Origin of the sequence: Stenotrophomonas rhizophila, assembly GCF_001704155.1 — a bacterium.
Classification (GTDB): Bacteria; Pseudomonadota; Gammaproteobacteria; order Xanthomonadales; family Xanthomonadaceae; genus Stenotrophomonas; species Stenotrophomonas rhizophila_A.
In genome coordinates this window covers 2,124,907-2,148,816 of record NZ_CP016294.1, presented here as the reverse complement: position 1 = coordinate 2,148,816, position 23,910 = coordinate 2,124,907, and the positions used below count along the sequence as shown (strand labels likewise).

Annotated in this window: 23 protein-coding genes; 16 read left to right on the top strand and 7 right to left on the bottom strand. The window is 67.4% G+C overall.

Annotated elements, in window-relative coordinates:
* Positions 1–13: 13 nt before the first annotated feature.
* Together clpA and clpS are read right to left on the bottom strand one after the other, a co-directional pair.
* Positions 14–2,296 (bottom strand): ATP-dependent Clp protease ATP-binding subunit ClpA, encoded by a 2,283-nt coding sequence (gene clpA / locus BAY15_RS09705; RefSeq protein ID WP_068851788.1) that lies wholly within the window; start codon positions 2,294–2,296, stop codon positions 14–16.
* A 433-nt stretch (positions 2,297–2,729) separates the two neighbouring features.
* The gene (gene clpS, locus BAY15_RS09700; protein ID WP_068851786.1) at positions 2,730–3,059 is read right to left on the bottom strand and encodes an ATP-dependent Clp protease adapter ClpS; all 330 of its coding nucleotides are present in this window, start codon (positions 3,057–3,059) and stop codon (positions 2,730–2,732) included.
* Positions 3,060–3,153: 94 nt separating this feature from the next.
* Between clpS and BAY15_RS09695 the strand changes: the two genes are divergently transcribed.
* The 6 genes from BAY15_RS09695 (at position 3,154) to BAY15_RS09670 (ending at position 7,449) form a co-directional block, all read left to right on the top strand.
* Positions 3,154–3,618 carry a hypothetical protein gene (locus BAY15_RS09695; protein ID WP_068851783.1) on the top strand — a complete coding sequence of 155 codons (465 nt, stop codon included), beginning with the start codon at positions 3,154–3,156 and terminating at the stop codon, positions 3,616–3,618.
* 1 nt (position 3,619) lies between these two features.
* Positions 3,620–4,081 (top strand): NUDIX hydrolase, encoded by a 462-nt coding sequence (locus BAY15_RS09690; RefSeq protein ID WP_068851780.1) that lies wholly within the window; start codon positions 3,620–3,622, stop codon positions 4,079–4,081.
* Entirely contained in the window at positions 4,078–5,217 is a 1,140-nt protein-coding gene (gene mnmA / locus BAY15_RS09685; protein WP_068851779.1) for a tRNA 2-thiouridine(34) synthase MnmA, read from the top strand. Before BAY15_RS09690 ends, mnmA begins: the two co-directional genes overlap by 4 nt.
* Positions 5,214–5,828 carry a high frequency lysogenization protein HflD gene (gene hflD, locus BAY15_RS09680; RefSeq protein ID WP_068851776.1) on the top strand — a complete coding sequence of 205 codons (615 nt, stop codon included), beginning with the start codon at positions 5,214–5,216 and terminating at the stop codon, positions 5,826–5,828. The genes mnmA and hflD overlap by 4 nt, the downstream gene beginning before the upstream one ends.
* A 74-nt stretch (positions 5,829–5,902) precedes the next feature.
* Entirely contained in the window at positions 5,903–7,093 is a 1,191-nt protein-coding gene (locus BAY15_RS09675; RefSeq protein ID WP_068851775.1) for a methyl-accepting chemotaxis protein, read from the top strand.
* A 98-nt stretch (positions 7,094–7,191) separates the two neighbouring features.
* Positions 7,192–7,449, top strand: a complete 258-nt coding sequence (locus tag BAY15_RS09670; RefSeq protein ID WP_068851772.1) for a hypothetical protein — start codon at positions 7,192–7,194, stop codon at positions 7,447–7,449.
* A 144-nt stretch (positions 7,450–7,593) separates the two neighbouring features.
* Here the strand turns inward: BAY15_RS09670 and BAY15_RS09665 are convergent, their stop codons facing one another.
* On the bottom strand, positions 7,594–10,398 hold the full coding sequence (locus tag BAY15_RS09665) for a bifunctional diguanylate cyclase/phosphodiesterase (protein ID WP_068851769.1): 2,805 nt from the start codon (positions 10,396–10,398) through the stop codon (positions 7,594–7,596).
* A 143-nt stretch (positions 10,399–10,541) separates the two neighbouring features.
* Between BAY15_RS09665 and BAY15_RS09660 the strand changes: the two genes are divergently transcribed.
* Together BAY15_RS09660 and BAY15_RS09655 are read left to right on the top strand one after the other, a co-directional pair.
* Positions 10,542–12,644, top strand: coding sequence for a PAS domain S-box protein (locus tag BAY15_RS09660; RefSeq protein WP_068851766.1), 2,103 nt, complete (start codon positions 10,542–10,544; stop codon positions 12,642–12,644).
* A 3-nt stretch (positions 12,645–12,647) separates the two neighbouring features.
* Entirely contained in the window at positions 12,648–14,405 is a 1,758-nt protein-coding gene (locus BAY15_RS09655; protein ID WP_068851764.1) for an EAL domain-containing protein, read from the top strand.
* Positions 14,406–14,622: 217 nt separating this feature from the next.
* Here the strand turns inward: BAY15_RS09655 and BAY15_RS09650 are convergent, their stop codons facing one another.
* From BAY15_RS09650 to flgA, 4 genes are all read right to left on the bottom strand, one after another.
* Positions 14,623–15,852 (bottom strand): ATP-binding protein, encoded by a 1,230-nt coding sequence (locus BAY15_RS09650; protein ID WP_179197305.1) that lies wholly within the window; start codon positions 15,850–15,852, stop codon positions 14,623–14,625.
* A gap of 44 nt (positions 15,853–15,896) precedes the next feature.
* Entirely contained in the window at positions 15,897–16,235 is a 339-nt protein-coding gene (locus BAY15_RS09645) for a flagella protein (RefSeq protein WP_068851761.1), read from the bottom strand.
* On the bottom strand, positions 16,232–16,534 hold the full coding sequence (flgM, locus tag BAY15_RS09640; protein WP_068851758.1) for a flagellar biosynthesis anti-sigma factor FlgM: 303 nt from the start codon (positions 16,532–16,534) through the stop codon (positions 16,232–16,234). Before flgM ends, BAY15_RS09645 begins: the two co-directional genes overlap by 4 nt.
* Positions 16,535–16,615: 81 nt before the next feature.
* Positions 16,616–17,278 (bottom strand): flagellar basal body P-ring formation chaperone FlgA, encoded by a 663-nt coding sequence (flgA, locus tag BAY15_RS09635; protein WP_068851755.1) that lies wholly within the window; start codon positions 17,276–17,278, stop codon positions 16,616–16,618.
* A gap of 105 nt (positions 17,279–17,383) precedes the next feature.
* Between flgA and BAY15_RS09630 the strand changes: the two genes are divergently transcribed.
* The 8 genes from BAY15_RS09630 (at position 17,384) to flgH (ending at position 23,910) form a co-directional block, all read left to right on the top strand.
* Positions 17,384–18,328 carry a chemotaxis protein gene (locus BAY15_RS09630; protein WP_068851752.1) on the top strand — a complete coding sequence of 315 codons (945 nt, stop codon included), beginning with the start codon at positions 17,384–17,386 and terminating at the stop codon, positions 18,326–18,328.
* Between the two features lie 419 nt (positions 18,329–18,747).
* The gene (flgB, locus tag BAY15_RS09625) at positions 18,748–19,143 is read left to right on the top strand and encodes a flagellar basal body rod protein FlgB (RefSeq protein ID WP_068851748.1); all 396 of its coding nucleotides are present in this window, start codon (positions 18,748–18,750) and stop codon (positions 19,141–19,143) included.
* A 3-nt stretch (positions 19,144–19,146) separates the two neighbouring features.
* Positions 19,147–19,554: a flagellar basal body rod protein FlgC gene (gene flgC / locus BAY15_RS09620; protein ID WP_068851745.1), complete on the top strand. Its 408-nt coding sequence runs from the start codon at positions 19,147–19,149 to the stop codon at positions 19,552–19,554.
* Positions 19,555–19,580: 26 nt separating this feature from the next.
* Entirely contained in the window at positions 19,581–20,261 is a 681-nt protein-coding gene (locus BAY15_RS09615) for a flagellar hook capping FlgD N-terminal domain-containing protein (protein WP_068851742.1), read from the top strand.
* Between the two features lie 31 nt (positions 20,262–20,292).
* Positions 20,293–21,516 (top strand): flagellar hook protein FlgE, encoded by a 1,224-nt coding sequence (flgE, locus tag BAY15_RS09610; RefSeq protein WP_068851739.1) that lies wholly within the window; start codon positions 20,293–20,295, stop codon positions 21,514–21,516.
* 35 nt (positions 21,517–21,551) lie between these two features.
* The gene (locus tag BAY15_RS09605) at positions 21,552–22,304 is read left to right on the top strand and encodes a flagellar basal body rod protein FlgF (protein ID WP_068851737.1); all 753 of its coding nucleotides are present in this window, start codon (positions 21,552–21,554) and stop codon (positions 22,302–22,304) included.
* A 105-nt stretch (positions 22,305–22,409) separates the two neighbouring features.
* Positions 22,410–23,195 carry a flagellar basal-body rod protein FlgG gene (flgG, locus tag BAY15_RS09600; protein WP_068851734.1) on the top strand — a complete coding sequence of 262 codons (786 nt, stop codon included), beginning with the start codon at positions 22,410–22,412 and terminating at the stop codon, positions 23,193–23,195.
* A gap of 22 nt (positions 23,196–23,217) precedes the next feature.
* Positions 23,218–23,910 (top strand): flagellar basal body L-ring protein FlgH, encoded by a 693-nt coding sequence (gene flgH / locus BAY15_RS09595; RefSeq protein ID WP_068851731.1) that lies wholly within the window; start codon positions 23,218–23,220, stop codon positions 23,908–23,910.

Here is a 23,910-nt window from a genome sequence, read left to right as displayed (position 1 = left end):
CGTGGCCTGCCGGTCATTCGACCGTTGCCGGCAGCAGCCGCTCCGGCTCGGCCTGCGCTTCGACGAACAGCTCGTCGTCGCGCACGTCGATGCTGACCCGGCCGCCATTGACCAGCTTGCCGAACAGCAGCTCGTCGGCGAGCGGCCGCTTGACCTTGTCCTGGATCACCCGCGCCATCGGGCGGGCACCCATCAGCGGGTCGAAGCCGTGGCGGGCCAGCCAGTCGCGCGCGGTCGGGGTGGCCGACAGGCTGACGTGCTTTTCCTGCAGCAGCATTTCCAGCTCGATCAGGAACTTGTCCACCACGCGCAGGATGTGCTCGAAGCCCAGCGGCTGGAACTGCACCACCGCATCGAGGCGGTTGCGGAATTCCGGCGTGAAGCTCTTGCGGATGATCTCCATCGCGTCGGTGGCATGGTCCTGCCGGGTGAAGCCGATCGACCGCCGCGAGGCCTGCGCCGCACCGGCATTGGTCGTCATCACCAGCACCACGTTCTTGAAGTTCGCTTCGCGCCCGTTGGTGTCGGTGAGCACGCCACGATCCATGACCTGCAGCAGGATGTTGAAGATATCCGGGTGGGCCTTTTCCACCTCGTCCAGCAACAGCACGCAGTGCGGGGTCTTGACGATCTTTTCGGTGAGCAGGCCACCCTGGTCGAAGCCGACATACCCCGGAGGCGCACCGATCAGGCGGCTGATCGAATGCGGCTCCATGTACTCGCTCATGTCAAAGCGCACCAGCTCGATGCCCAGCTGCAGCGCCAGCTGCTTGGTCACCTCGGTCTTGCCCACGCCGGTGGGGCCGGCGAACAGGAAGTTGCCGATCGGCTTTTCCGGATTGGCCAGGCCCGAACGGGCCAGCTTGATCGCCGAGGACAGGGTCTCGATGGCCGGGTCCTGGCCGAAGATCACCATCTTCAGGTTGCGCTCCAGGTGCTGCAGCACGTCCTTGTCGGTGGCGCTGACCTGCTTGGCCGGAATGCGCGCCATCTTGGCCACGATCGTTTCGATTTCCTCGATGTCGATCAGTTCCTTGCGCTCGCCCTCGGGCAGCAGGCGCTGGCGGGCACCGGCTTCATCGATCACGTCGATGGCCTTGTCCGGCAGCAGGCGGTCGCCGATGTGCTTCACCGACAGGTCCACCGCCGCCTGCAGCGCGTCATCGGCATAGGTCACGCCGTGGTGCGCCTCGTACTTGGGCTTGAGGCCCTGCAGGATCTCGTAGGTTTCGCCCACGGTCGGCTCGACGATGTCGATCTTCTGGAAGCGCCGGGCAAGCGCACGGTCCTTCTCGAAGATGCCGCGGTATTCCTGGAAGGTGGTGGAGCCGATGCAGCGCAGCTCACCGGAGGCCAGCGCCGGCTTGATCAGGTTGGAGGCGTCCATGGTGCCGCCCGACGCCGACCCGGCACCGATGATGGTGTGGATCTCGTCGATGAACAGCACCGCGTTCGGCATCTTCTTCAGCGCGGTCAGCACGCCCTTCAGGCGCTTCTCGAAATCGCCGCGGTACTTGGTGCCGGCCACCAGCGCGCCCAGGTCAAGCGAGTAGATGACCGCATCGGCCAGCACGTCGGGCACCGTACCTTCCACGATGCGCTTGGCCAGGCCTTCGGCGATGGCGGTTTTGCCCACGCCGGCCTCGCCCACGTAGAGCGGGTTGTTCTTGCGGCGGCGGCACAGCACCTGGATGGTGCGCTCGATTTCGTCGCGGCGGCCGACCAGCGGGTCGATCCGGCCGTTGCGCGCCGCTTCGTTGAGGTTGCTGGCGAACTCGGCCAGGGCATCGCCCTTGCCTTCGCCATCGGCACCCTCGGCGCGCCCTTCGGCGTCCGACGACGGCGGCACTTCGCCCTCCTCGCCCAGCTTGGCGATGCCATGGGAGAGGTAATTGACGATATCCAGCCGGGTCACGTCCTGCTGGTTGAGGTAATAGACCGCATGGGAGTCCTTTTCGCCGAAGATCGCCACCAGCACGTTGGCGCCGGTGACCTCCTTCTTGCCCGAGGACTGCACGTGGTACACGGCCCGCTGCAGCACGCGCTGGAAGCCCAGGGTGGGCTGGGTGTCGCGGCCGTCATCTTCGGCCAGGCGCGAGACGGAGGCCTCGATGGCCTGCTCCAGCTCCTGGCGCAGGCGGTCGGCGTCGGCCCCGCATGCCTTGAGCACGGCCTGGGCGGACGGGTTGTCGAGCAGTGCCAGCAGCAGGTGTTCCACCGTCATGAACTCATGGCGGGCCTCACGGGCGCGCTTGTAGCACTGACCGATGGTGTGTTCGAGGTCTTTACTGAACATGTTCTACTCCGGCGGCAGTTGAGAACAATATGCGGCCTACCTGCACAATTTCCATCACCCTACTGGATCGGTGCGTTCAGATGGCGTTATCACTTGCGCGATCATGCCCCAGACACCGCCAGCATTGGCTGCCCACCCGTGATGGCGACGTCATTTCGCCGTGGCAAGTACCCCGCCTGCCCGACGGCTCCCTGCGTTGCTTCAGACAGGGACGGGCAAGCGGACTGTAAACGGCCACACCCGGGCCATGCGCGGGCCGGCATTTGATTGATCCAGATCCTGATGGGCCCGTACAAATTCGTAGCCCCGGCCGTTGGCCGGACACCGCGCGCAGCGCGGCCCAAGTGTCCGAAGCCGGTTACCTGCCGGGTGGAACACACCATCCGGCGTTTCAACCCACCGAAGCCGCCCCTCAGGCGCCGGTATTGCCGCTCTACCCGGCTTTTTCCATCGTGCACAGCAGCGGATGCTGGTTCATGCGCGAGAACTCATTGACCTGGGCCACCTTCGATTCGGCGACCTCGCGGGTGAACACACCGCACACGCCACGGCCACGGGTGTGCACGTTGAGCATCACCTGGGTGGCTTTTTCCAGATCCATCGAGAAGAAGTGCTGCAGCACGGTCACCACGAAGTCCATCGGGGTGTAGTCGTCGTTCAGCAGCATCACCTGGTAGAACGGCGGCGGCGCGACCTCCGGGCGGGCTGGTTCCAGCGCTACGCCGTGGTCGTGGTGGGGTTCTTGGGAAGGCTCGCGGGGCATCCGGACATTATAGACGCCGCACCGGCCGGATTGGACGTTGGCCCCCTGCCCCCGTCACAATCCACTCATGGATACATACTTTCACAGGGATTTCATGAAAAGGATCGCCACCGCGCTGCTGCTGACCGCCACCGTGTTCGGGGCCCAGGCCGCAACGCCCGACAAGGCCGTCGGCCGTGTACTGGATACGCTGAAGTACCCCTACGAGGTCGACGAGGACGGCGACTACAAGCTGGTGTTCGACGTCGAAGGCGACCGCACCCAGCTGGTGTTCGTGCGCTCGGCCGTGGAAGAGTACGGCAAGCACCGCATCCGCGAGATCTGGTCGCCGGGCTACAACGCGCCGGGCAAGCAGTTCTCCGCCGCGGTGGCCAACCGCCTGCTGGAAGACTCCCAGGACGCCAAGCTGGGCGGCTGGGTGAAGCAGGAGCAGCTGGCCATGTTCGTGGTGAAGGTGGATGCCAACGCCAGCGCGGATGCCCTGAGCGAGGCCATCGAGGCGGCGATGAACACCGCCGACGCGATGGAACTTGAACTGACTGGAACGGACGAATACTGACGTGAACGAAGTGCAGGACCTGCGCTGGGCGCCGCACGTGACCGTGGCCACCGTGGTGGCGCGGGACGGGCGCCTGTTGCTGGTGGAAGAAGCCATCGACGGCCGTGCGGTGCTCAACCAGCCGGCCGGGCACCTGGAGCCGGGCGAAAGCCTGGCCGCCGCCGCCGTGCGCGAGACCCTGGAAGAATCGGGCTGGACGGTGCGGCTGACCGCCTTCATCGGCACCTACCAGTGGACCGCGCCCGACGGCACGCCGTTCCTGCGCTTCGCCTACGCGGCCGAGCCGATCTCGCATGACCCTGCCCGACCGCTGGACACCGGCATCCTGCGCGCGCTGTGGCTGGACCCGGCCGAGCTGCAGGCCGAGCCCTCGCGGCTGCGCAGTCCGCTGGTCTGGGAGGTCGTTGCCGACTTCCTGGCCGGCCAGCGCCACCCGCTGTCGATTGTGAAGGAGGTTGCATGAGCACCCCGCGCATCATGGTCGGCGTTTCCGGCGGCGTGGATTCGTCCGTGGCCGCCTGGCGGCTGGTCCAGCAGGGCGAGCCGGTGGCCGGGCTGTTCATGCAGAACTGGGCCGACGACGGCAGCGGCGATTGCCGCGCCGAAGACGACCGCCGCGATGCGGTCGCCGTGTGCGGCCTGCTCGACATTCCGTTCCACTTCCGCGACTTCTCCGGCGAATACTGGCAGGGCGTGTTCGAACACTTCCTGGCCGAATACGCGGCCGGGCGCACCCCCAACCCGGACGTGCTGTGCAACCGCGAAGTGAAGTTCAAGCACTTCCTGGACGCGGCCCGCGAGCTGGGCGCCGAACGCATCGCCACCGGCCACTACGCCCGCGTAGCCCAGGTGGGTGGGCGCTGGGCACTGCTGCGCGGTGCCGACCGCAGCAAGGACCAGAGCTACTTCCTGCACCAACTGGGCCAGGCCCAGCTGGCCGCCACCCTGTTCCCGATCGGCGACCTGCAGAAGAACGACCTGCGCCGCATTGCCCGCGATGCGCGCCTGCCGACCCACGCCAAGAAGGACTCCACCGGCATCTGCTTCATCGGCGAGCGGGACTTCCGCGAGTTCCTGGGCCGTTACCTGCCGGCGCGTACCGGTGAGATCCAGGACCCGGACGGCAACCGCATCGCCGAGCACCCCGGGGTGTTCTATTTCACCCTGGGCCAGCGCGAAGGCCTGAACATCGGCGGCGTGCGGGGCCGACCGGCGGCCCCGTGGTACGTGGTGGGCAAAGACGTGGCCAGCAACGTGCTGTATGTGGACCAGGACCGCGAAAGCCCGTGGCTGCAGTCGACCCGCCTGCATTCGGAAACTGCCCACTGGATCGCCGGCGCACCGCCTGCGCGCGAATTCGAGTGCACCGCGCAGACCCGCTACCGCCAGCCGGACGAGCCCTGCACGGTGCGGGTGCGCGACGATGGCAGCGTGGACGTGCGTTTCGCGCGGCCGCAGCGTGCCGTAACCCCCGGGCAATCCCTGGTGTTGTATGACGACGAGGTCTGCCTGGGTGGCGCGGTGATCGCCGCCACCGATGCGCCGCTGGAGCAGCGCCTGCGCACCGCCCCTTCCCCCTTCGAGGTATCTGCTGCATGAGTTTTTCCGTCGACGACCGCGTCCTTGCCCTGGCTGGCATCGCCCAGGCGCTGCAGCAGGTGCGCCGCATCGCCGAAACCGGCCATTCCGAGGCCAGCGTGGTCCGCACCGCGATCGACAGCGTGTTCCGGATCGACGCTGACAGCCCGCAGGCCATCTACGGCAGCGCTGCCAACCTGGCCCCGGGCCTGCGCCTGCTGCACAACTATTTCCGCAACCAGGGCCAGGACGAGATCCTGCCGCGGCTGGCATTGGCCGTGCTGCAGCTCGAGCGCCGCTTCGTACGCGAGGACGCCGTGGTCGAGCAGGTCAGCCAGGGCATCGCCCGTGCCCAGCGCCAGGCCGCCGAGCTGAACGACAGCGCCCACCCGGACGTGCTGTCCAGCCTGGGCGGACTGTATGCCGACACCATCAGCCACCTCAAACCGCGGGTGATGGTCCAGGGCAACCCGCACTACCTGGGCCAGGCCGGGGTGGTGGCCGAGATCCGCGCGCTGCTGCTGGCGGCGGTGCGTTCGGCGGTGCTGTGGCGCCAGACCGGCGGCCAGTACTGGGATTTCCTGATCTCGCGCAAGGCGATGATCGAAGCGGTGGACCGTCAGCTTCGATAAAAAATGGTGCACGGCGGCTAAAGCAAACGGGGGTACGGCCGATACATCATCCGTGCACCTCCCCGAGAACGTCCATGTACTCACGCCTCTTCACTAGTCTGGCCGCCCCCCTGGTCCTGACCCTGCTGCTTCCCTTCGCCATCGGCTTTGAATGGCCGGCCGCCCTGCGCTGGGCGATCCTGACCACGATGACGCTCAGCTGGCTGGGGTTCGCGTGGTGGACCGCCCGCGCCCAGACCCAGCGCTCGCCCGAGCATGCCCGCATGATGCGGGAACAGGACCAGCTGCTGACCGAGCTGCGCTCGTTCGTCGGCAACGAAATCGACGGTTCGCGTGGCGAAATCGAACGCGCCCGTGACCTGATCCGCCAGGCCGTGGCCGGCCTGGGTGGCAGCTTCGATGCCATGAACCGCAAGTCCCGCCAGCAGAGCCAGGCACTGGCCCGGATCGTCGACCGCGCCGGTGAAGACGGCGGCGCCGGCGTCGACGTGGCCCGTTTCGCCCAGCACGCCAGCCACCGCATGGAACAGCTGGTGGAAGCGCTGGAACAGGTCAGCGGCCAGAGCAGCAACACCGTGCAGCACATCGACCAGATGGCGCAGCACCTGGATGGCATCTTCGCGCTGCTGGAAGACGTCAAGTCGATCGCCGACCAGACCAACCTGCTGGCGCTGAACGCGGCCATCGAAGCAGCCCGGGCCGGTGAAGCCGGTCGCGGCTTCGCAGTGGTGGCCGACGAGGTGCGCAACCTCTCCGAGCGTTCCACCACCTTCAACGAGCAGATCCGCAAGCTGGCGCACAGCTCCAAGGACGCCATCGCCAAGGTCCGCGAGACGGTCTCCAACATGGCCTCGCGGGACATGGACCGCTCCCGCGAAGCGCGTCACGAAGCGGCGGCCATGCTCGACAACGTGGCGCAGATCAATGCGTCGCTGGGCGAAGGCATGCGCGAGATCTCCGAGTGCGGCCGTGCCATCGACAGCAGCGTGGCCGAAGCCGTGCGCGCCCTGCAGTTCGAGGACATCGCCACCCAGGCCCTGGGCGGCGTGCACACCCACCTGGACCGCCTGACCTCGATCAACCGTGAAGCGGTCGGCCTGCAGGAACTGCTGCACCGTAACGGCGGCGTGTTCGATGCCGAAGTGGCCACCGCGCTGCAGCGTACCGGCAACCGCCTGCGCGAAATGCGCAGCGAATGGGAACGCCCGCCGCACAAGCCGGTGAGCCAGCAGAGCATGGCAGCCGGTGCGGTTGAACTGTTCTGACCTGCCATTCGTGCCCGCAACGGCATTCCACGAGGGCCCCGGCATTGCCGGGGCTTTCGTGCGTGTAGCGCCCTGACCCATCTGCTGAAGACTGCCGCATGTTGTTGAACGCCGCCCCCTCCCAATTGATTCCTGCCGGTAACGGCGCGTCGCCCGACGCTGCGGGCGACGCCATGCCCCCTGCTCTGGCGCCCGTAGTGCCGAAGAGCGGGCGTGCGCTGTTGGCGGCGCTGGAACAGCAGGCGCAACGGGAACTGGCGGGAATGATGGCGACGGCACCGGCGGCAACGCCGCTGGATCCCGCATTGGCGGGATTGGCGTGGGACCTGGGATTGAGCGGAGAAAGGATTGGTTGATACGGGTCCCGATGGGCCCGTAACAATCCGTGGATCGGAATCAACCCACCACAGGCCGGTCAACGGTCATGGACACGACGGCATCGGGATCATCAACGGGCAACGGACAGCGGTAGCGCCGGCCGTTGGCCGGCCCACGCCCCGTCAGGGGGCGACCGGAATCCGCAACGCGTCACCCGCCTGGGCGGGAATCGCCTGCATCTGTCCGCCACCGTGCTTCAGCCACTGGGCCAGGTCACGCGGGGTCAGCGGGCGCGAATACAGGTAGCCCTGGATCTCATCGCAGCCCTGGCGGCGCAGCATCGCTTCTTCCTGCTCGGTTTCCACGCCTTCGGCCACCACTTTCATGCCCAGGGCGTGGCCCAGGTGCACGATGGCCTGGGTGACCTCGGCGGTACCGGCATCGTGGAGCATGCCCTGCACGAAGCTGCGGTCGATCTTCAGGCGGCCCACCGGGAAACGGTTGAGGTAGTGCAGGTTGGAAAAGCCGGTGCCGAAATCGTCCACCGCCAGCGGCACGCCGTGCCGCTCCAGCACATCAAAACAATGCCGCAGCACGTCGGTGTCGCGGATCAGCGCCGATTCGGTCAGCTCCAGTTCCAGCCGCTGCGGTGCCCAGCCATGGGCGTGGCAGATGTCGATCACCCGCTCGGCAAAGCCGCGGTCGCGCAGCTGCACGGCCGACACGTTCACCGCGATCCGGTCGAACACCAGCCCTGCCCGGTCCCAGGCGGCTGCTTGGCGGCAGGCTTCGGCCAGCACCCAGTCGCCGATGCGCACGATCTCGCCGCACTTCTCGGCAATGGGAATGAACTCGGCCGGACTGCAGTAGCCAATCCCCGGGCGGTGCCAGCGCAGCAGCGCCTCGATGGCCGGCGGCTGGTCCTGCGCGGCATGCAGCAGCGGCTGGTAAGCCAGGCTGAACTCTTCTCGCTCGATGGCGCCCAGCAGCGCGTGCTCGATCTCCAGCTTGCGCTGGATCCGCAGCAACGCGTCCTGGCTGTAGTACTGGTAGGTATTGCGGCCCGCTTCCTTGGCGGCATACATGGCCGCATCGGCCGCGCGCAGCAGGGAATCGAAATCGGTGCGTCCTTCGTCGAGCATCGCAATGCCCACGCTGGCGCCCACCTTCAAGGTGGTGTCACCGCGCTGCAGCGGCTCGGCCAGCGATGCGATCAGCTTGCGCGCCACGTGCCCGGCATCTTCCGGGTCGGCCAGGTCGCGCAGCACCACGATGAACTCATCGCCGCTGAAGCGCCCGAACAGGTCGGCGTTGCGCAGGTTCTGGTGCAGCCGCGCCGCCGCTGCCTTGAGCAGCGCATCGCCGGTGGCGTGGCCGAAGGTGTCGTTGATGGTCTTGAAACCATCCAGGTCGATGAACAGCATCGCCAACGGCGCGCCGCGATCGCGCGCTTCCTCGATGGCGTCGGCGGTCTGCTCGCGCAGCAGCATGCGGTTGGGCAGGCCGGTGAGCAGGTCATAATGGGCCAGCAGCTCGATCCGCTCGTTGGCTTCGCGTTCGCGGGTGATGTCACGGAACAGCACCACGAAGCGGGTTGGCAGGCCGTCGCGATGGTCCAGCTCGACCAGCACCTGCACCCAGACGCGCAGCCCGGACTGGCGGTAGAAACACAGGTCCAGCTGTTCGGGCAGGCCGCCGGCGGCAATGCGCGCCAGTGCGGCCTCGAAGGCATCGCGCGAATCCTGCGTGTACAGCGCCAGCGCCTGGTCCAGAGTGATCGGTTCCTTGCGCAGCCCGTGGATGCGGTAGCACTCCTCGGTCCACTGCATGTGGCGGGTGGCCACGTCGATCTCGCAACCGCCAATCCTGCCCAGCGCCGATACCCGGTTCAGCAGTTCGGTCCGCCAGCGGATGAGCGCATCGGTCTGGTGCTGTTCGGTGATGTTCTGGACTTGGCCGAGCAGGCGCTGGATGCGCCCGTCCGGGCCCAGCAGCGGCTGCATCCACAATCGCAGGTGCAGCGCGCTGTCGTTCCCGCGCGGCAGCTCCAGCGCCAGCGTGCTGGGCTTGCCATCGCGCAGCATGCGCCGCCAGGCCTGCCGCAGCAGGCCGCGCGAACGCGGTTCCAGCAGGCGCAGCCAGTGCCGGCGACTGCTCAACGGGGCATCGCCCACGCCGAGCAGCGCCCGGAACTCCGGCGACCACCAGAACTGGCGGCTGTCCGGGTCCCACGACCAGCTGCCCATGCTGGCGATGCGCTGCGCCTCGCGCAGGTGCACCTGCTGCTCCAGCAGCAGGGCTTCCATCTGTTTCTGTGCCTGGATGTCGGTGTGGGTGCCGACCATGCGCAGCGGCTGTCCGTCGACGGTTCGGGCGACCACGCGGCCGCGATCGAGCACCCAGCGCCACTCGCCTTCGGGATGGCGCAGGCGGTACTGGGCGGTGTACACCTCGCCTTCGCCGCGCAGGTGCGCGTCCAGCGCCGCGCGCACCGCGGCCTGGTCATCGGGATGCACCGGCGCCAGCAGCGCCTGCCCGGCCTCTGCCGCCGCGTGTTCGTCCACGCCGGCCGGCACGTCATGCCAGCGCTGCGAACGGGTCACCGCGTCGCTGGGCAGGTCCCAGTCCCACAAACCGTGGCCGGCGTGGTCCAGCGCCACTTCCCAGCGGCTGCCCGCGTAGGCGGCCACCGGTTCGGGCACGCTCAGGGTGAAGGCCAGCAGGTTGCCATCGGCGTCGTGCACGGCGCGCATCCAGCCATCGAAGCGTCCACGGGGCCCACCCGGCAGCTGGCACGGCACCAGGCCGCCATCGGCGGCCAGCAGCCGCAGGTCTTCCAGCAGCTCGCCGTAGGCCGCCACGGTAGCCGGCAACCCATGTTCGCGCGCGGCCGGATTGGCGGCGAGCGGGCGCCCGGTCCGGTCCAGGATGACCAGGGCCGAGGCCAGGGGGTGCTGCAGCAGACTCGCGATGATGCCTTGGTCCACGCGGTATGACTCCGATAACGCACCCGACAGCCGGGAACGCAATCGTTAGCGGCTGTTCTGGTCGATAGTTGAGCCTCGCGTGCGCCCGGGGTGTCCCAGCCACTACTATGGACCGCCCACCCAACCCCTTCCCGTCGCGCCCCATGCCTGTCGTCCCGCCCGGCCCGCCCGCACCGCACCGTCGTGACCACCCGCTCGCCCAGGCCCTGCGCCGCGATCGCTGGCGGGTGGTGCTCGGCTATCTGGTGCTGGCGCTGGTGTGGATCCTGTGCAGCGACGCCGCCGTGCAGGTGCTCACCGCCGACCTGGCCACGGCCGCGCGCTGGCAGACCGCCAAAGGGGCGTTCTTCGTCATTCTCAGCGGCGCGCTGATCTACCTGCTGCTGCGCCCGCTCGCCCACCACGTGCTGCAGACCCACGCGAAGCTGGAGCACTCCGAGCAGCGCCACCGGCAGCTGTTCGAGGGCAACCCCGGGCCGATCCTGGTATACGACCTGGACACGCTGGAGATCCTGGACGTGAACCCGGCCGCGTGCAGCCTGTTCGGCTGGACGCGCGAGGAGTTCACTGCCCTGCCGATGACCGCGCTGTGGCCACCGGGCGACGAAGCAGTGCTGGCCGCCAAGCTTGAGCAGATCCGGGCCCAGCCGGACCAGCTGTGCGTGCTTACCGCCGACCTGCTGTTGAAGGACGGCAGCCCGCGGCGGATCGAAATGCGCAGCAACTACCTCGATTACGCCGGCCGCCCGGCGCGGCTGCTGATCGCCATCGACCGGACCCGCGAAGACCAGGCGCTGCGCCGCCGCGACCAGGCCCTGGCCCGTGTCGAGGAAGCCCATGAAATGGCCCGGATCGGCGCGTGGGAAGTCGACCCCGCCACGGGTATGGGCCAGTACTCCAACCAGGTCTACCACCTGCTGGGCCGGCGCCCACCGGAAGCGCGGCGCTGGCACCGCTTCGACGAGCTGCTGGTGCCGGCCGATCCGTCCACCGCCGCACTGAGCGAACAGCTCCTGCAGGACATGCGGGGTGAGCAGGTGCAGATCGACGTACTGCTGCCGCTGCTGGCCATGGACGGTCGCGCCTTGATGGTCCACCTGCGCGCCGAGAGCGGCACCGACGACGCCGGGCGCCCGCGCGTGCTGGGCACCCTGCAGGATGTCACCGAGCGCGAACACTCGCGGCGCCTGCTGCGCGAGCGTGAGGAGCAGTTCCGCGAACTGGTCCGGGTGCTGCCCGACGGCGTGGTGATCCTCTCCGACGAACACGTGCTGTATGCCAATGCCTGCGCCGCGGCCCAGTTCGGCTACGGGCAACACACGCTGCTGGGCGAGCCGCTGTCGGCGCTGGTCGCCGCCACCGACCTGTCCCGGGTCCGCGCGCAGCTGTTCGCCACCATTCCCCTGCCCAGCAGCGGCAGTGAAGTCATCGGCATGCGCCGGCTGGACGGCGAAGGTTTCCAGGCCGGCCTGGCGGTGGGCGAGGTCCGCTACGGCGGGCGCAACTGCAAGCTGCTCATCGTGCGCGACCTGAGCGAGCCCGAGCGTATCCGCGAGGCGCTGGAAACCAGCAACCGCGAGCTGCAGGCCATGGCCGGGCGCCTGTTCTCGCTGCAGGAAGACGAGCGCCGCGCGATCTCGCGCGACCTCCACGACGATATCGGCCAGGCCATCACCGCCATGAAACTGTCGGCGTATGCGGCACAGGATGAAGCCGATCCGCAACGGCGCGGCGAGGACCTGGAGCAGATCATCCAGCTGGCCGACACCACGGTGGGCAAGCTGCGCGACATCTCCACCCTGCTGCGCCCGCCGCAGCTGGATGCACTGGGCCTGGAGGCGGCGTTGCGCTGGCAGGCCGGGGTGCTGTTCCGTTCCTCGCCGATCGAACTGCTGGCCGACATCGCGGCGCTGCCCCGACGGCCGCAGGGTGAGATCGAGCAGGCCTGTTTCCGCATTGCCCAGGAAAGCCTGACCAATGTGCTGCGCCATGCGCGCGCCAGCCAGGTGCACCTGACGCTGCAGGACGTGCAGGACCATGGCCTGCACCTGCAGGTGCGCGATGACGGCGAGGGTTTCGACCCCGACGGCCCGCGCGGGCTGGGCCTGATCGTCATGCGCGAGCGCGCGCAGAGCGCCGGCGGCACCCTCAAGATCGAGTCGGCGCATGGCGCCGGCACCCTGGTCGACCTGTTCCTGCCTTACCGCAGCGATGGCGTGGCCACCCCCGACACCGTGGAATATTGAGTGATGTGGAACCCTTCCCTGCCCCTGGTCAGCATCGAGGACGCGCCGCCCCGGCTGGGTGCCGGCAATCCTGCGCTGCAGGCGATGGTGGCCGAGGCCGCCTCCGGTGGCACGCCGTTGATGCTGATGCACGTGGATATCGACCACTTCGCGTCGGTCAACGAGAACATGAGCGCCGAGGTCGGCGATCAGGCGCTGGTGCTGGTGGCCCAGCGCCTGCAGCACCACCTGCGCGGGCGCGGCAAGCTGTGGCGGCATGGCAGCGATGAGTTCCTGATCGCGGTACCGCGCACGGCCGACCTGCCGCTGCCGGACGACCTGGCCGAAGAGATCCGGCAGCAGCTGGAGCTGCCGCTCTCGGTGCTGCCGTATACGCTGTTCATGACCGGCAAACTCGGCGTCAGCCTGTGTCCGGAACATGCGACAGAGACCTCGCGCCTGCTCGACCATGCCGAGGACGCGCTGTACCAGGCCGCCCGCGAGGGCGGCAATGCCGTGCGCATCCACGCGGTCAACACCCCGTCCAGCGCGCACAGCGAGAGCATCATCGCGCGCCAGATCGTGGACGCCATTCCCAATGGCGAGCTGAAGCTGCGCTACCAGCCGCTGGTGAGCGCCCGCGATGGCCACGTGGTCGGGATGGAGGCGCTGCTGCGCTGGCAGTCACCGACGCTGGGCATGCTGGTGCCGGAGCGTTTCATGCGCACCGCCGAGCGGCTGGGCATCATCGTGCAGATCGGCACGTGGGTGCTGGAGGGCGCACTGAAGCAGGCCAGGCTCTGGCGGGACCTGGGCTTCGATGACTTCACCATCGCGGTGAACGTGTCGACGCTGCAGCTGCTGCGTCCGAACTTCTTCGGTGAGGTGATGGCGCTGATGCAGACCGCCGGGGTGCCGGCGCACATGCTCACGCTGGAAATCAACGAAAGTGCGCTGACCAACAACGTCAACTTCGTGCACGAAACGCTGGTGAACCTGCGCAATGAAGGTATCAGCCTGAGCCTGGACAACTTCGGCACCGGCGATTCCAGCCTGAGCGCGCTGGTGCGCTACCCGGTAGACAAGCTGAAGATCGACCGCAGCTTCATCAAGAGCGCGCCGGCCGGAAACCGCGAGGCGGCCATTGCGCGCGCGATCATCGCCATGGGCCACCAGCTGGGCATGACGGTGATCGCCAACGGGGTGGAGTCGCAGGCGCAGCTGGGCTTCCTGCGCCGCAATGACTGCGACGTGTTCCAGGGGTACCTGTTCGGCGAGCCGATGTCGGCCGACGCGGCGGGCATGACCCTGCGCCGGCGGTACCTGCGCCCGGAAGCGTTCGCCGAAACCCGCCCGGACCGCACGCTGCTGCTGCTGGACGACGAGGAGAACGTGCTGCGTTCGCTGGTTCGCCTGTTCCGCCGCGACGGCTATCGGATCCTGGCGGCGGGCAACGTGCGCGATGCGTTCGACCTGCTGGCGATCAACGACGTGCAGGTGATCCTGTCGGACCAGCGCATGAGCGACATGAGCGGCACGGAGTTCCTGGGCCGGGTGAAGATGCTGTACCCGGACACGATCCGGCTGGTCCTTTCGGGCTACACGGACCTCAACACGGTCACCGACGCGATCAACCGCGGCGCGATCTACCGCTTCCTGACCAAGCCCTGGAACGACGACGAGCTGCGCAAGCACATCCACCAGGCGTTCCGCACGCACGAAGAGCAACGCCGCGCCAATACCGCCCAACCTGTTGCGATACCCGCGCCGGAAGGCGAATGAAACTGGTTGATTGATCCCAATCCCAATGGGCCCGTAAAAACTCGTAGCCCCGGCCGTTGGCCGGACACCGCGCGCAGCGCGGCCCAGGCATCCGAAGGCGGCAAAAACACCGCAATCAGTGAAATGTCCGACGTGTAGAGCATCCGAGGCCGCCCATCAGGCGTTCATGAACCCGGAACGAAAGGCATCCGGCCAACGGCCGGGGCCACCGGTTCCGTCAGCGCGGTTGCTTGATCGGCAACACCAACCGGAAGCGCGAACCGACGCCCGGGGTGCTGTCCAGGTCGATCCGCCCGTGGTGTTTGTTGATGATGCTGTAGGAAATCGACAGCCCCAGCCCGGTGCCGCTACCCACCGGCTTGGTGGTGAAGAACGGATCGAAGATGCGCTGGCGCAGGTCCGGCGAAATGCCGCCACCGGTGTCTTCGAACTCCACCCAGACGTAGTCGCCGTCCACGCCGGTGCGCACCGTGATGGTGCCGCGCTCGGCGATGGCGTGGCCGGCATTGAGCAGCAGGTTCATGTAGACCTGGTTGAGCTCGGACGGCAGGCATTCCACCAGCGGCAGCTGGCCGAACTCGCGGTGCAGCGTCACCTTGTACTTGAGCTCGTTCCAGATGATGTTGATCGTGGACTCAAGACCCGAGTGCAGGTCGACCAGCTTCCACGATTCGTCGCGGCCCGAGTACGAGAAGTCCTTCAGGTCACGCACGATCCGGGTGACCCGCTCGATGCCTTCGCGTGATTCGGCCATCAGCTGCGGCAGGTCGCGGCTGATGAAATCGATGTCGAAGCGGTTGCGGATATCGTCGATTTCGGGAATCAGCGCCTTCGGGTCCGGCGCGCGCAGTGCCCGCTCATAGGCTTCGATCACGGTGAACAGGCTGCGCAGGTATTCCTGCAGGCTGCCCAGGTTGGAGTGCACGTAGCCGATGGGATTGTTGATCTCGTGCGCGACGCCGGCGGCGAGCTGGCCGATGGAGGCCATCTTTTCCGACTGCAGCAGTTTTTCCTGGGTGCCGTTGAGGCGCAGGTAGGCCTGGCGCAGCTCGGCGTGGCGCTGCTGCAGCTCGCGTTCGTAGTCTTCCTGGCCTTCGATGCGACGGAACAGCGCCAGGTAGTGAAGCCGGCCGGCGTCTTCCTGCTGGTAGACATGCGCGATGACCATGCGTTCGCCCACGGGCAGGCTGCCGTTCCAGTGGCCGTGCAGGCGCGCATGCTCCAGCGCATCGGGCGGCAGCAGCTGGCGCAGCCATTGCGCGGGATCCACGCCGGCATCGATCTCGGCCTGGCCGAGCATGCCGCGCACGGCGGCGTTGGCCACGGCCACGCTGCCGTCATCACGGAACAGGAGCACGCCTTCGTTGATGCGCTCGAACAGCGCAAGCAGAACCGGCTGCGGCGGCAGCGGTGCGGTGACAAAAGTGGTGGGCGCGGTCACGGTCACATCGGGGCAGTCGAAACAGGTGCCCACTATATCCGTGTTGGCGCCTAGGCGACCGCCAGCGGCCTGCGCGTATGCAGGGTGTTGGCCTGGCCCTTGGCGTCGTACGCCGAGGAGGCTTCGCTGCGGCCCAGCTGGCGCAGTGCCCAGTTGACCTCGCGGCGGCGGCGCGCCAGCAGCACGCCGTTGGCGCGGTTGCGCTCGGCCAGCTCCTGCAGGCGTTCGTTCTGCCCCACCGGCAACACCTGCTCCAGCGCACGCAGCGCCTCGAGCTTGGCGCTGGTGGCGCGGATCAGGGACTGGACGTCATGCTCCACCAAGGCCTGGCGTTCGACGTCCAAGGCGTCGCTGAGGCGCTGCAATGGCTCGCTCATGGCCAGCTTCATTTCTGCAGCTGCTGGTCCAGCTCAAGCATGCGCGAGGCGATCGCGTCCGGATTGATCTTGTAGGTGCCGTTCTGCAGCGACTCGCGCACGGCCTGCACGCGGCCGGCATCGATCGCCGGGGCGGTGCTCAGTTCGCGCTGCAGCGCCTGCAGGCTGGTGGCCTCGCCGGTCAGCTTCAGGCTGTCGGCCGCTTCCACCGGCCGCGCCGGGGCATCGGTGCTCACGCTGGGCTTGTTGCCCGGCGCAATGCTGCGCAGATGGGCGGTCGCCTGCAGGTTGCCGTCGATTTTCTGGCTCATGGGTTGTCCTGGGAGTTACGGTTCACAAGGGATAACGGCACGGGGGCCGGCATCTTTAGGAGATTTTGCGTGCTGGAGTGGTCAGCGCGTCACAAAAACGTCGCCGCTGGCCGCCACGGTGCCTTGGACCACCTTGCGTGACGACAGATTTTCCACGGATACGCGTTCATTTTCACCTGCATCGGCCAGTGCCTTCCCCGCCACCCGGACTTCGACCCCGCCAAAACGGGAGACCAGCGCGACGCTGTCGCCGCGGCGGATGAGACGCTGGGCGACCAGGTCGTTGGCCGACAGCAGGCTGCCGGCACTCAGCGTACGCCGCGCCACCCGCCCCACCGCCACGGCCGGGTCGGCCAGGGCGGCACCGGCAATGCGGGCTACGTCCCGCTGTGCCGTGGTGATATCGGCCACCCCCAGCGTTTCTCCAGCGGCAATGCCCCGATTGAGGATCAGCACGGTCTGGTTGCGGCGCACCTTCACCGGTACGAACAGGCGCCAGCCACCCGCGTCGGGGCAGCTGACCTCCACGGTGCTGGTGCCGGTGGGCTGGGCGCGCAGGTCCTGGCCGCAGGCCGGCAGGCGCAGCGCCGAATCCAGGGTGGTGTCGCCTTCGCTGCCCGCCGGCAACGTGGACAGCGCGGCGGCGCGGATGCTGTCCACCGGCTGCCAGCCGCCAGCGGCCTGGGCGTGCGGGGACGCACCGGCCAACGCGATCAGCGCGACAACTATAGGAAGGATACGCATGGCGGCTCCGGGGCAAGGCACATGCGCAGCACCCTGCAAGGGCCGTGCCGTTCATGCACGGCGCGCGGCGCTCAAGTGATTGCCAATGCCGCCGATACATCCCCCATGTCACATGACCTGCTCAACCGCATCGACCAGCGCACGCGCCTGGCGGGCCACAACCGCCTGGCCCTGCTGCTGTTCCGCCTTGGCGGACGTCAGCTTTTTGGCGTCAACGTGTTCAAGGTGCAGGAAGTCCTGCGCCGGCCGGACCTGTTCCAGGTACCCGGGCTGCCCAGCCAGTTCGCCGGCGTGGCCGACGTGCGCGGCCGCTCGGTACCGGTGCTGGACCTGGGCCTGGCGATCGGCCACCCCGAGCGCGAGCCGGACGCCGACAAGTCGCCGGGCTACCTGGTGGTGACCGAATTCAACCGTTCGATCCAGGGCTTCCTGGTCAGCGGCGTGGAGCGCATCGTCAACATCGCGGTCGAAGACATCCACCCGCCGCCGGAGCTGGGCGCCGAATCGAGCTACCTGACCGCCGTCACCCGCTTCCAGGGTGAGCTGATCCAGGTGATTGACGTGGAAAGCGTGCTGGCCGACATTGCCCAGGTGCGTGGCGAGGCCGTGCTGGACCCCTCGATGGCGCTGCCGGCCGACGCCCCGCAGTTGCAGGTGCTGGTGGTGGACGACTCGCGCGTTGCCCGCCAGCAGATCCGCAGCGTGCTGGACCAGCTGGGCGTGGGCGCCACCCTGCTCTCGGACGGCAAGCAGGCGCTGGACCACCTGCTGCAGATCCACGCCGCCGGCGAAAACCCGGCCGAGCGTTACGCCATGGTCATTTCAGACATCGAAATGCCGGCCATGGACGGCTACACCCTGACGACGGAAATCCGTCGCCATCCGGGCCTGGCCGGCCTGTACGTGCTGCTGCACACCTCCCTCTCGGGCGTATTCAACAACGCCATGGTCGAGCGGGTCGGCGCCAACGCCTTCGTGGCCAAGTATTCCCCACACGAACTGGCCGATTTCGTGCTGGATCGCCTCCGGAAGGTCGCCCTGGCGGCCTGACCGGCCGTTGACCTTGGTTGATTGATCCGGACCCCAATGGGCCCGTATGAATTCGTAGCCCCGGCCGTTGGCCGGACACCGCGCGCAGCGCGGCCAAAGGGTCCGGAGCCTGACAGGCTGTCGGTCGGGACCGTACGTCCGGGTGTGCAACCAAAACGAAACCGTGTATCAGGCGACATGAGCGCGTGACGGGCGGCTTCGGAACCTCTAAACGCCGGGATGTTGGCCGCGATCGATAACCCGCCGGCTTCGGACGCTTGGGCCGCGCTGCGCGCGGTTTCCGGCCAACGGCCGGGGCTACGAATTCATACGGGCCCATTGGGATCCCGGTCAATCAACCAAGGCCTTCGGTTCGGCGCGGTTGCCCGTTCTGGCACGGCCCTTGCAGCCTCCCCCACATCGTCCCGTGGGAGAGCGCCATGCCCAACCTGATTTCCGACTATCTGGGTGTCCATGCCCAGGCCATGCCGTTGCGCGAGCAGCGGATGAAGCTGATTGCCAGCAACCTGAGCAATGCCGATACCCCCGGGTACAAGGCCCAGGACCTGGACTTCGATGCCGCCCTGCGCAACGCCCAGGGTGCCGACAGCAACGGGCTCATGCGGACCACCAATGAGCAGCACTTCAGCATCGGCGGTGGGCTCAACCCGTTCCAGATCACCAAGGAAGGCGTGCAGCCGAGCATCGACGGCAATACCGTCGATCCCGATGCCGAGCGCGCCGCCTATGGCCGCGCCGCGCTGGAATACCGCGCCTCGCTGAGCTTCGTCGAATCCAAGGTGCGCTCCATGCTCACCGCGATCACGGGGCAATAAGCCATGAGCAACCTGCCCATCTTCGATATCGCCGGCTCCGCGCTGCAGGCCCAGTCCGTGCGCATGAGCACGCTGGCCTCCAACCTGTCCAACGCCGACACCGTCGCCGGCTCGGCCGATGCCGTGTACAAGCCGCTCGAGCCGATCTTCCAGTCGGTCACCAGCCGCACCGACCCCAACATCACCACCGTCCAGGTCAAGGAAATCAGCCAGAGCAACGCCGCGCCGATCAAGCGCTACGAGCCCGGCCACCCGCTGGCCGATGGCGATGGCTACATCTACCAGCCCGATGTCGACCCCGTCGCCCAGATGGTCAACCTGATCTCGACCTCGCGCAATTACCAGGCCGGCGTGGAGATGCTCACCACCGCCAAGGAACTGGCGCTGGCCACCCTGACCATGGGTCGCTGACCCTTCTTATTGCAGGACATACCGTCATGAGCAGCACCAGCGGCGTCGGCAACACCGACATCTACAGCGCCTTGGGCCTGAACGCACCCAACAGCAGCACCACCAAGAAGAAGGACACCCTGGACCAGGCCGACTTCCTGCGCCTGATGACCGAGCAGCTGCAGCACCAGGATCCGCTCAAGCCCATGGACAACACCCAGATGGTGGCGCAGATGGCGCAGCTGTCGCAGGTGCAGGGCATCAATGACCTCAACAGCACCGTCCAGGGCTTCCAGGAATCGATGGCCGGCGACCAGGTGCTGCGCGGCGCGGCGCTGGTCGGCCATGACGTACTGGTGCCCTCCACCAAGTGGCAGCTGGAAACCGAAGGCGATACCAGCGGCATGGTCGCTGCGCCCGGCGCCGGCTACGTCACCGTGGACATCACCGACGCCAACGGCGTGAAGGTGACCCAGCTCAGCGTGGAAGCCAAGGAAGCCGGCGAAGTGACCTTCAACTGGGATGGCAAGGATGCCAACGGCAACCGCATGGCCGCCGGCAGCTACACCCTCGCCGCCACCCACACCGACAGCGCCGGTACCCAGACCAAGATCAACACCTACGTCGAAGCACCGGTGGAAAGCGTCACCGTCGGCTCGGACGGCCTCTACCTCAACCTCAAGGGCCTGGGCACGGCCCCGATCGACTACGTGCTGCGCGTCAGCTGAGTCCCTTCGTCACGCATCCAAGGAGAATCCCATGGGCTTCAACATCTCGCTGTCCGGCATCAATGCCGCCAATGCCGACCTGAACGTCACCGCGAACAATATCGCCAACGTCAACACCACCGGCTTCAAGGAATCGCGCGCCGAGTTCGCCGACCTGTTCTCGGCCACCAGCTATGGCCTGTCCAAGAACGCAGTGGGTTCGGGCGTGCGCCTGACCAACGTGGCCCAGCAGTTCTCGCAGGGCAACAACGAGCAGACCGGGCGCAGCCTGGACATGGCGATCTCCGGCGAAGGCTTCTTCACCATGAGCATGAACGGCGCCCGCGTGTACTCGCGCGCCGGCAACTTCCAGACCGACCAGGCCGGCTACGTGACCAACCCGCAGGGGGCGCGCCTGCAGGTTTTCGCGCCCAACGCCGACGGCACCAGCTTCGACAGCGGCCGCCTGACCGACCTGCAGCTGCTCACCACCGACAGCCCGCCCAAGCAGACCGGCAAGGTCAACGTGGCGTTCACCCTGCCGGCCAACGCCAAGCAGCCGACCCTGGCCACGTTCGACCCGACCGATTCCAACAGCTACAACCAGTCCACCGGCGGCATCACCGTGTACGACTCGCTGGGCGTGAGCCACACCCAGACCTCGTACTTCGTCAAGACGGCCACCGCCAACGAATGGCAGGTCTACAACTACGTCGATGGCCAGGCCGTGGGCACCCCGACCACGCTGACCTTCAACGATGCCGGCGCGCTGACCACCCCGGCCAACGGCCAGATCGTGATGGACCCGTTCACCCCGACCACCGGCGCCGGCACCCTGGCGATGACCCTGGATGTCACCGGGTCGACCCAGTACGGCGAGAAGTTCGCGCTGCGCAACACCCAGCAGGACGGCTACGCCGCCGGCAAGCTCAACGAGATCACCGTGTCCGAAGAGGGCGTGGTCTATGCCCGCTACACCAACGGCGACGACAAGCCGCTGGGCCAGGTCGCGCTCACCACCTTCAACAACTCGCAGGGCCTGGAAGCCAAGGGCAACAACCTGTGGGTGGAAACCTTCAGCTCCGGCACCCCGCGTACCGGCGCGCCCGACAGCTCCAACCTGGGCAAGGTACAGGCCGGTTCGCTGGAAGCCTCCACGGTCGACCTGACCGAGCAGCTGGTGAACATGATCACCGCCCAGCGCAACTTCCAGGCCAACTCGCAGATGGTCTCCACGATGGACCAGATCACCCAGACCATTATCAACATCCGTTGATGAGCCACTGATCGCAGCAGCACGGGAATACAACGATGGACAAGGCGCTCTACGTCGCGATGACCGGTGCACGTGCGTCCCTGCAGGCGCAGGGGACGCTGTCGCACAACCTGGCCAACACCGATACGCCTGGATTCAAGGAAGCCCTCGCCAATACCGAGGCCTTCCCGATCAAGGGTGCCGGCTACGCCTCGCGCGTGGATGCCCTGCACGTGGACGCCGGCTTCAACCGGCGCCAGGGCGCGCAGCACATCACCGGCAACGCGCTGGACCTGTCGCTGGACGCAGGCAACTGGCTGGCGGTGCAGGCGCCGACCGGGGGCGGTGAGGCCTATACCCGCGGTGCATCGCTGTCGATCACGCCCAATGGCCAGCTGGTGACCGCCGGCGGCCATCCGGTGCTGGACGAGAACGGCGCGCCGATCGCGATTCCGCCGCACCAGGCGATGGACATCGGCAACGACGGCACCATCTCGATCATCCCGCAGGGCGAAGGCCCGCAGACCATGGCGGTGATCGGCCGCCTGCGCGTGGTCGCCGCCGAGGATGCGCGGCTGGAGCGCGGGCTGGACGGGTTGATGCGCAACACCGACCCGCAGCAGCCGTTCGTGCAGGCCCAGGGCAAGTCGCTGGACAGTGGCCAGCTCGAAGGCAGCAACGTGGATGCCGCCGGCGCGCTGGTGCAGATGATCCAGCTGCAGAGGCAATACGAAATGCAGGTGAAGGTGATCAAGCACGGCGATGAAAACGCCCGCAGCGCCAACTCCCTGCTGCGCCTGGGCAGCTGACCGGCCGCCCCGACGTAATTCCGGCGCGGTTGTGGCACGCGCCATGCATCAGCCAGGACAACGGCCACCCCGCGTGGCCACCCGCATCAACACAGGAACAAGGCCATGAACCAGGCATTGTGGATCGCCAAGACCGGACTGGATGCGCAGCAGACGCGCATGTCGGTGGTTTCCAACAACCTCGCCAACACCAACACCACCGGCTTCAAGCAGGACCGTGCCAGCTTCGAAGACCTGCTGTACCAGCAGGTGCGCCAGCCCGGCGGTTCCTCTTCGGCACAGACGCAGCTGCCCACCGGCCTGCAGCTGGGTACCGGCGTGCGCGTGGTGGCCACCTCCAAGAACTTCGAACAGGGCAGCCAGCAGCAGACCGGCCGCGCCCTGGACGTGATGGTGAACGGTCGCGGCTTCTTCGAAGTGCAGATGCCCGATGGTTCGTCGGCGTATACCCGCGACGGCTCGTTCCAGCGCAACCAGCAGGGCGAACTGGTCACCAACAGCGGCTACCCGGTGCAGCCGGGCATCCAGATTCCCGAGGGCGCGCAGTCGCTCACCATCGGCACCGACGGCACCATCAGCGTGAAGATGGCCGACGACGCCGCCTCGGTCGAAATCGGCGCGCTGACCCTTACCGACTTCGTCAATCCGGCCGGCCTGCAGGCACGCGGTGAAAACCTGTTCCTGGAAACCACCGCCTCGGGCCCCGCACAGAACGGCAACCCTGGCCTGAACGGCCTGGGCAGCGTGGTGCAGGGTGCGCTGGAAGGCAGCAACGTCAACGTGGTCGAAGAGCTGGTGTCGATGATCGAAACCCAGCGCGCCTACGAAATGAACGCCAAGGCGATCTCCACTACCGACTCCATGCTCGGCTACCTCAACAACAACGTCTGATCGGTTGAACCGGGAACCTGCCATGTCGCCTCTGCGCCCTACCCTTCGCCTGCTGCTCGCCAGCGCCGTGACCGCCCTGCTCGGCGGCTGCGTCATCGCGGGCGATGTACGCCCCTATCCGGCGATGGCGCCGGTCGTGCCCGTGGTCGCGCCCAGCGCGCCGGCCACCGCCGGGGCGATCTACGCCTCGGGCCCCGGCCTGCAGCTGTATTCGGACCGCCGCGCACGTGATGTCGGCGACCTGCTGACCATCACCCTGACCGAAAGCACCACCGCGCAGACCACCGCCAACACCAGTACCGACAAGGAATCCAACCTCGCGCTGGGCACGCCCACGCTGTTCGGTGCGCCGGTGACGCTGGGCGGCAAGGACATCCTGGGCGCCAGCGCGACCGGCTCGCGCGACTTCACCGGCAAGGGCACCAGCGCGCAGAGCAACCGCCTGCAGGGCAGCGTGACCGTGACCGTGATGCAGCGCCTGCCCAATGGCAACCTGGTCGTGCAGGGGGCCAAGAACCTGCGGCTGAACCAGGGCGACGAACTGGTGCAGGTGCAGGGCATCGTGCGCGCGGCGGACATCTTCCCGGACAACACCATTCCCTCCAGCCGCGTGGCCGATGCACGCATCGTGTACGGCGGCCGTGGCCCGGTCGCCCAGTCCAATGCGATGGGCTGGCTGAGTCGTTTCTTCAACTCGGCGCTGGTGCCGTTCTGA

Excerpts from the sequence above, each read along its gene's own strand:
- clpA (WP_068851788.1), bottom strand. The coding sequence starts at position 2,296 with ATGTTCAGTAAAGACCTCGAACACACCATCGGTCAGTGCTACAAGCGC.
- clpS (WP_068851786.1), bottom strand. The coding sequence starts at position 3,059 with ATGCCCCGCGAGCCTTCCCAAGAACCCCACCACGACCACGGCGTAGCG.
- BAY15_RS09695 (WP_068851783.1), top strand. The coding sequence starts at position 3,154 with ATGAAAAGGATCGCCACCGCGCTGCTGCTGACCGCCACCGTGTTCGGG.
- mnmA (WP_068851779.1), top strand. The coding sequence starts at position 4,078 with ATGAGCACCCCGCGCATCATGGTCGGCGTTTCCGGCGGCGTGGATTCG.
- hflD (WP_068851776.1), top strand. The coding sequence starts at position 5,214 with ATGAGTTTTTCCGTCGACGACCGCGTCCTTGCCCTGGCTGGCATCGCC.
- BAY15_RS09675 (WP_068851775.1), top strand. The coding sequence starts at position 5,903 with ATGTACTCACGCCTCTTCACTAGTCTGGCCGCCCCCCTGGTCCTGACC.
- BAY15_RS09670 (WP_068851772.1), top strand. The coding sequence starts at position 7,192 with ATGTTGTTGAACGCCGCCCCCTCCCAATTGATTCCTGCCGGTAACGGC.
- BAY15_RS09660 (WP_068851766.1), top strand. The coding sequence starts at position 10,542 with ATGCCTGTCGTCCCGCCCGGCCCGCCCGCACCGCACCGTCGTGACCAC.
- BAY15_RS09655 (WP_068851764.1), top strand. The coding sequence starts at position 12,648 with ATGTGGAACCCTTCCCTGCCCCTGGTCAGCATCGAGGACGCGCCGCCC.
- BAY15_RS09645 (WP_068851761.1), bottom strand. The coding sequence starts at position 16,235 with ATGAAGCTGGCCATGAGCGAGCCATTGCAGCGCCTCAGCGACGCCTTG.
- flgM (WP_068851758.1), bottom strand. The coding sequence starts at position 16,534 with ATGAGCCAGAAAATCGACGGCAACCTGCAGGCGACCGCCCATCTGCGC.
- flgA (WP_068851755.1), bottom strand. The coding sequence starts at position 17,278 with ATGCGTATCCTTCCTATAGTTGTCGCGCTGATCGCGTTGGCCGGTGCG.
- BAY15_RS09630 (WP_068851752.1), top strand. The coding sequence starts at position 17,384 with ATGTCACATGACCTGCTCAACCGCATCGACCAGCGCACGCGCCTGGCG.
- flgB (WP_068851748.1), top strand. The coding sequence starts at position 18,748 with ATGCCCAACCTGATTTCCGACTATCTGGGTGTCCATGCCCAGGCCATG.
- flgC (WP_068851745.1), top strand. The coding sequence starts at position 19,147 with ATGAGCAACCTGCCCATCTTCGATATCGCCGGCTCCGCGCTGCAGGCC.
- BAY15_RS09615 (WP_068851742.1), top strand. The coding sequence starts at position 19,581 with ATGAGCAGCACCAGCGGCGTCGGCAACACCGACATCTACAGCGCCTTG.
- flgE (WP_068851739.1), top strand. The coding sequence starts at position 20,293 with ATGGGCTTCAACATCTCGCTGTCCGGCATCAATGCCGCCAATGCCGAC.
- BAY15_RS09605 (WP_068851737.1), top strand. The coding sequence starts at position 21,552 with ATGGACAAGGCGCTCTACGTCGCGATGACCGGTGCACGTGCGTCCCTG.
- flgG (WP_068851734.1), top strand. The coding sequence starts at position 22,410 with ATGAACCAGGCATTGTGGATCGCCAAGACCGGACTGGATGCGCAGCAG.
- flgH (WP_068851731.1), top strand. The coding sequence starts at position 23,218 with ATGTCGCCTCTGCGCCCTACCCTTCGCCTGCTGCTCGCCAGCGCCGTG.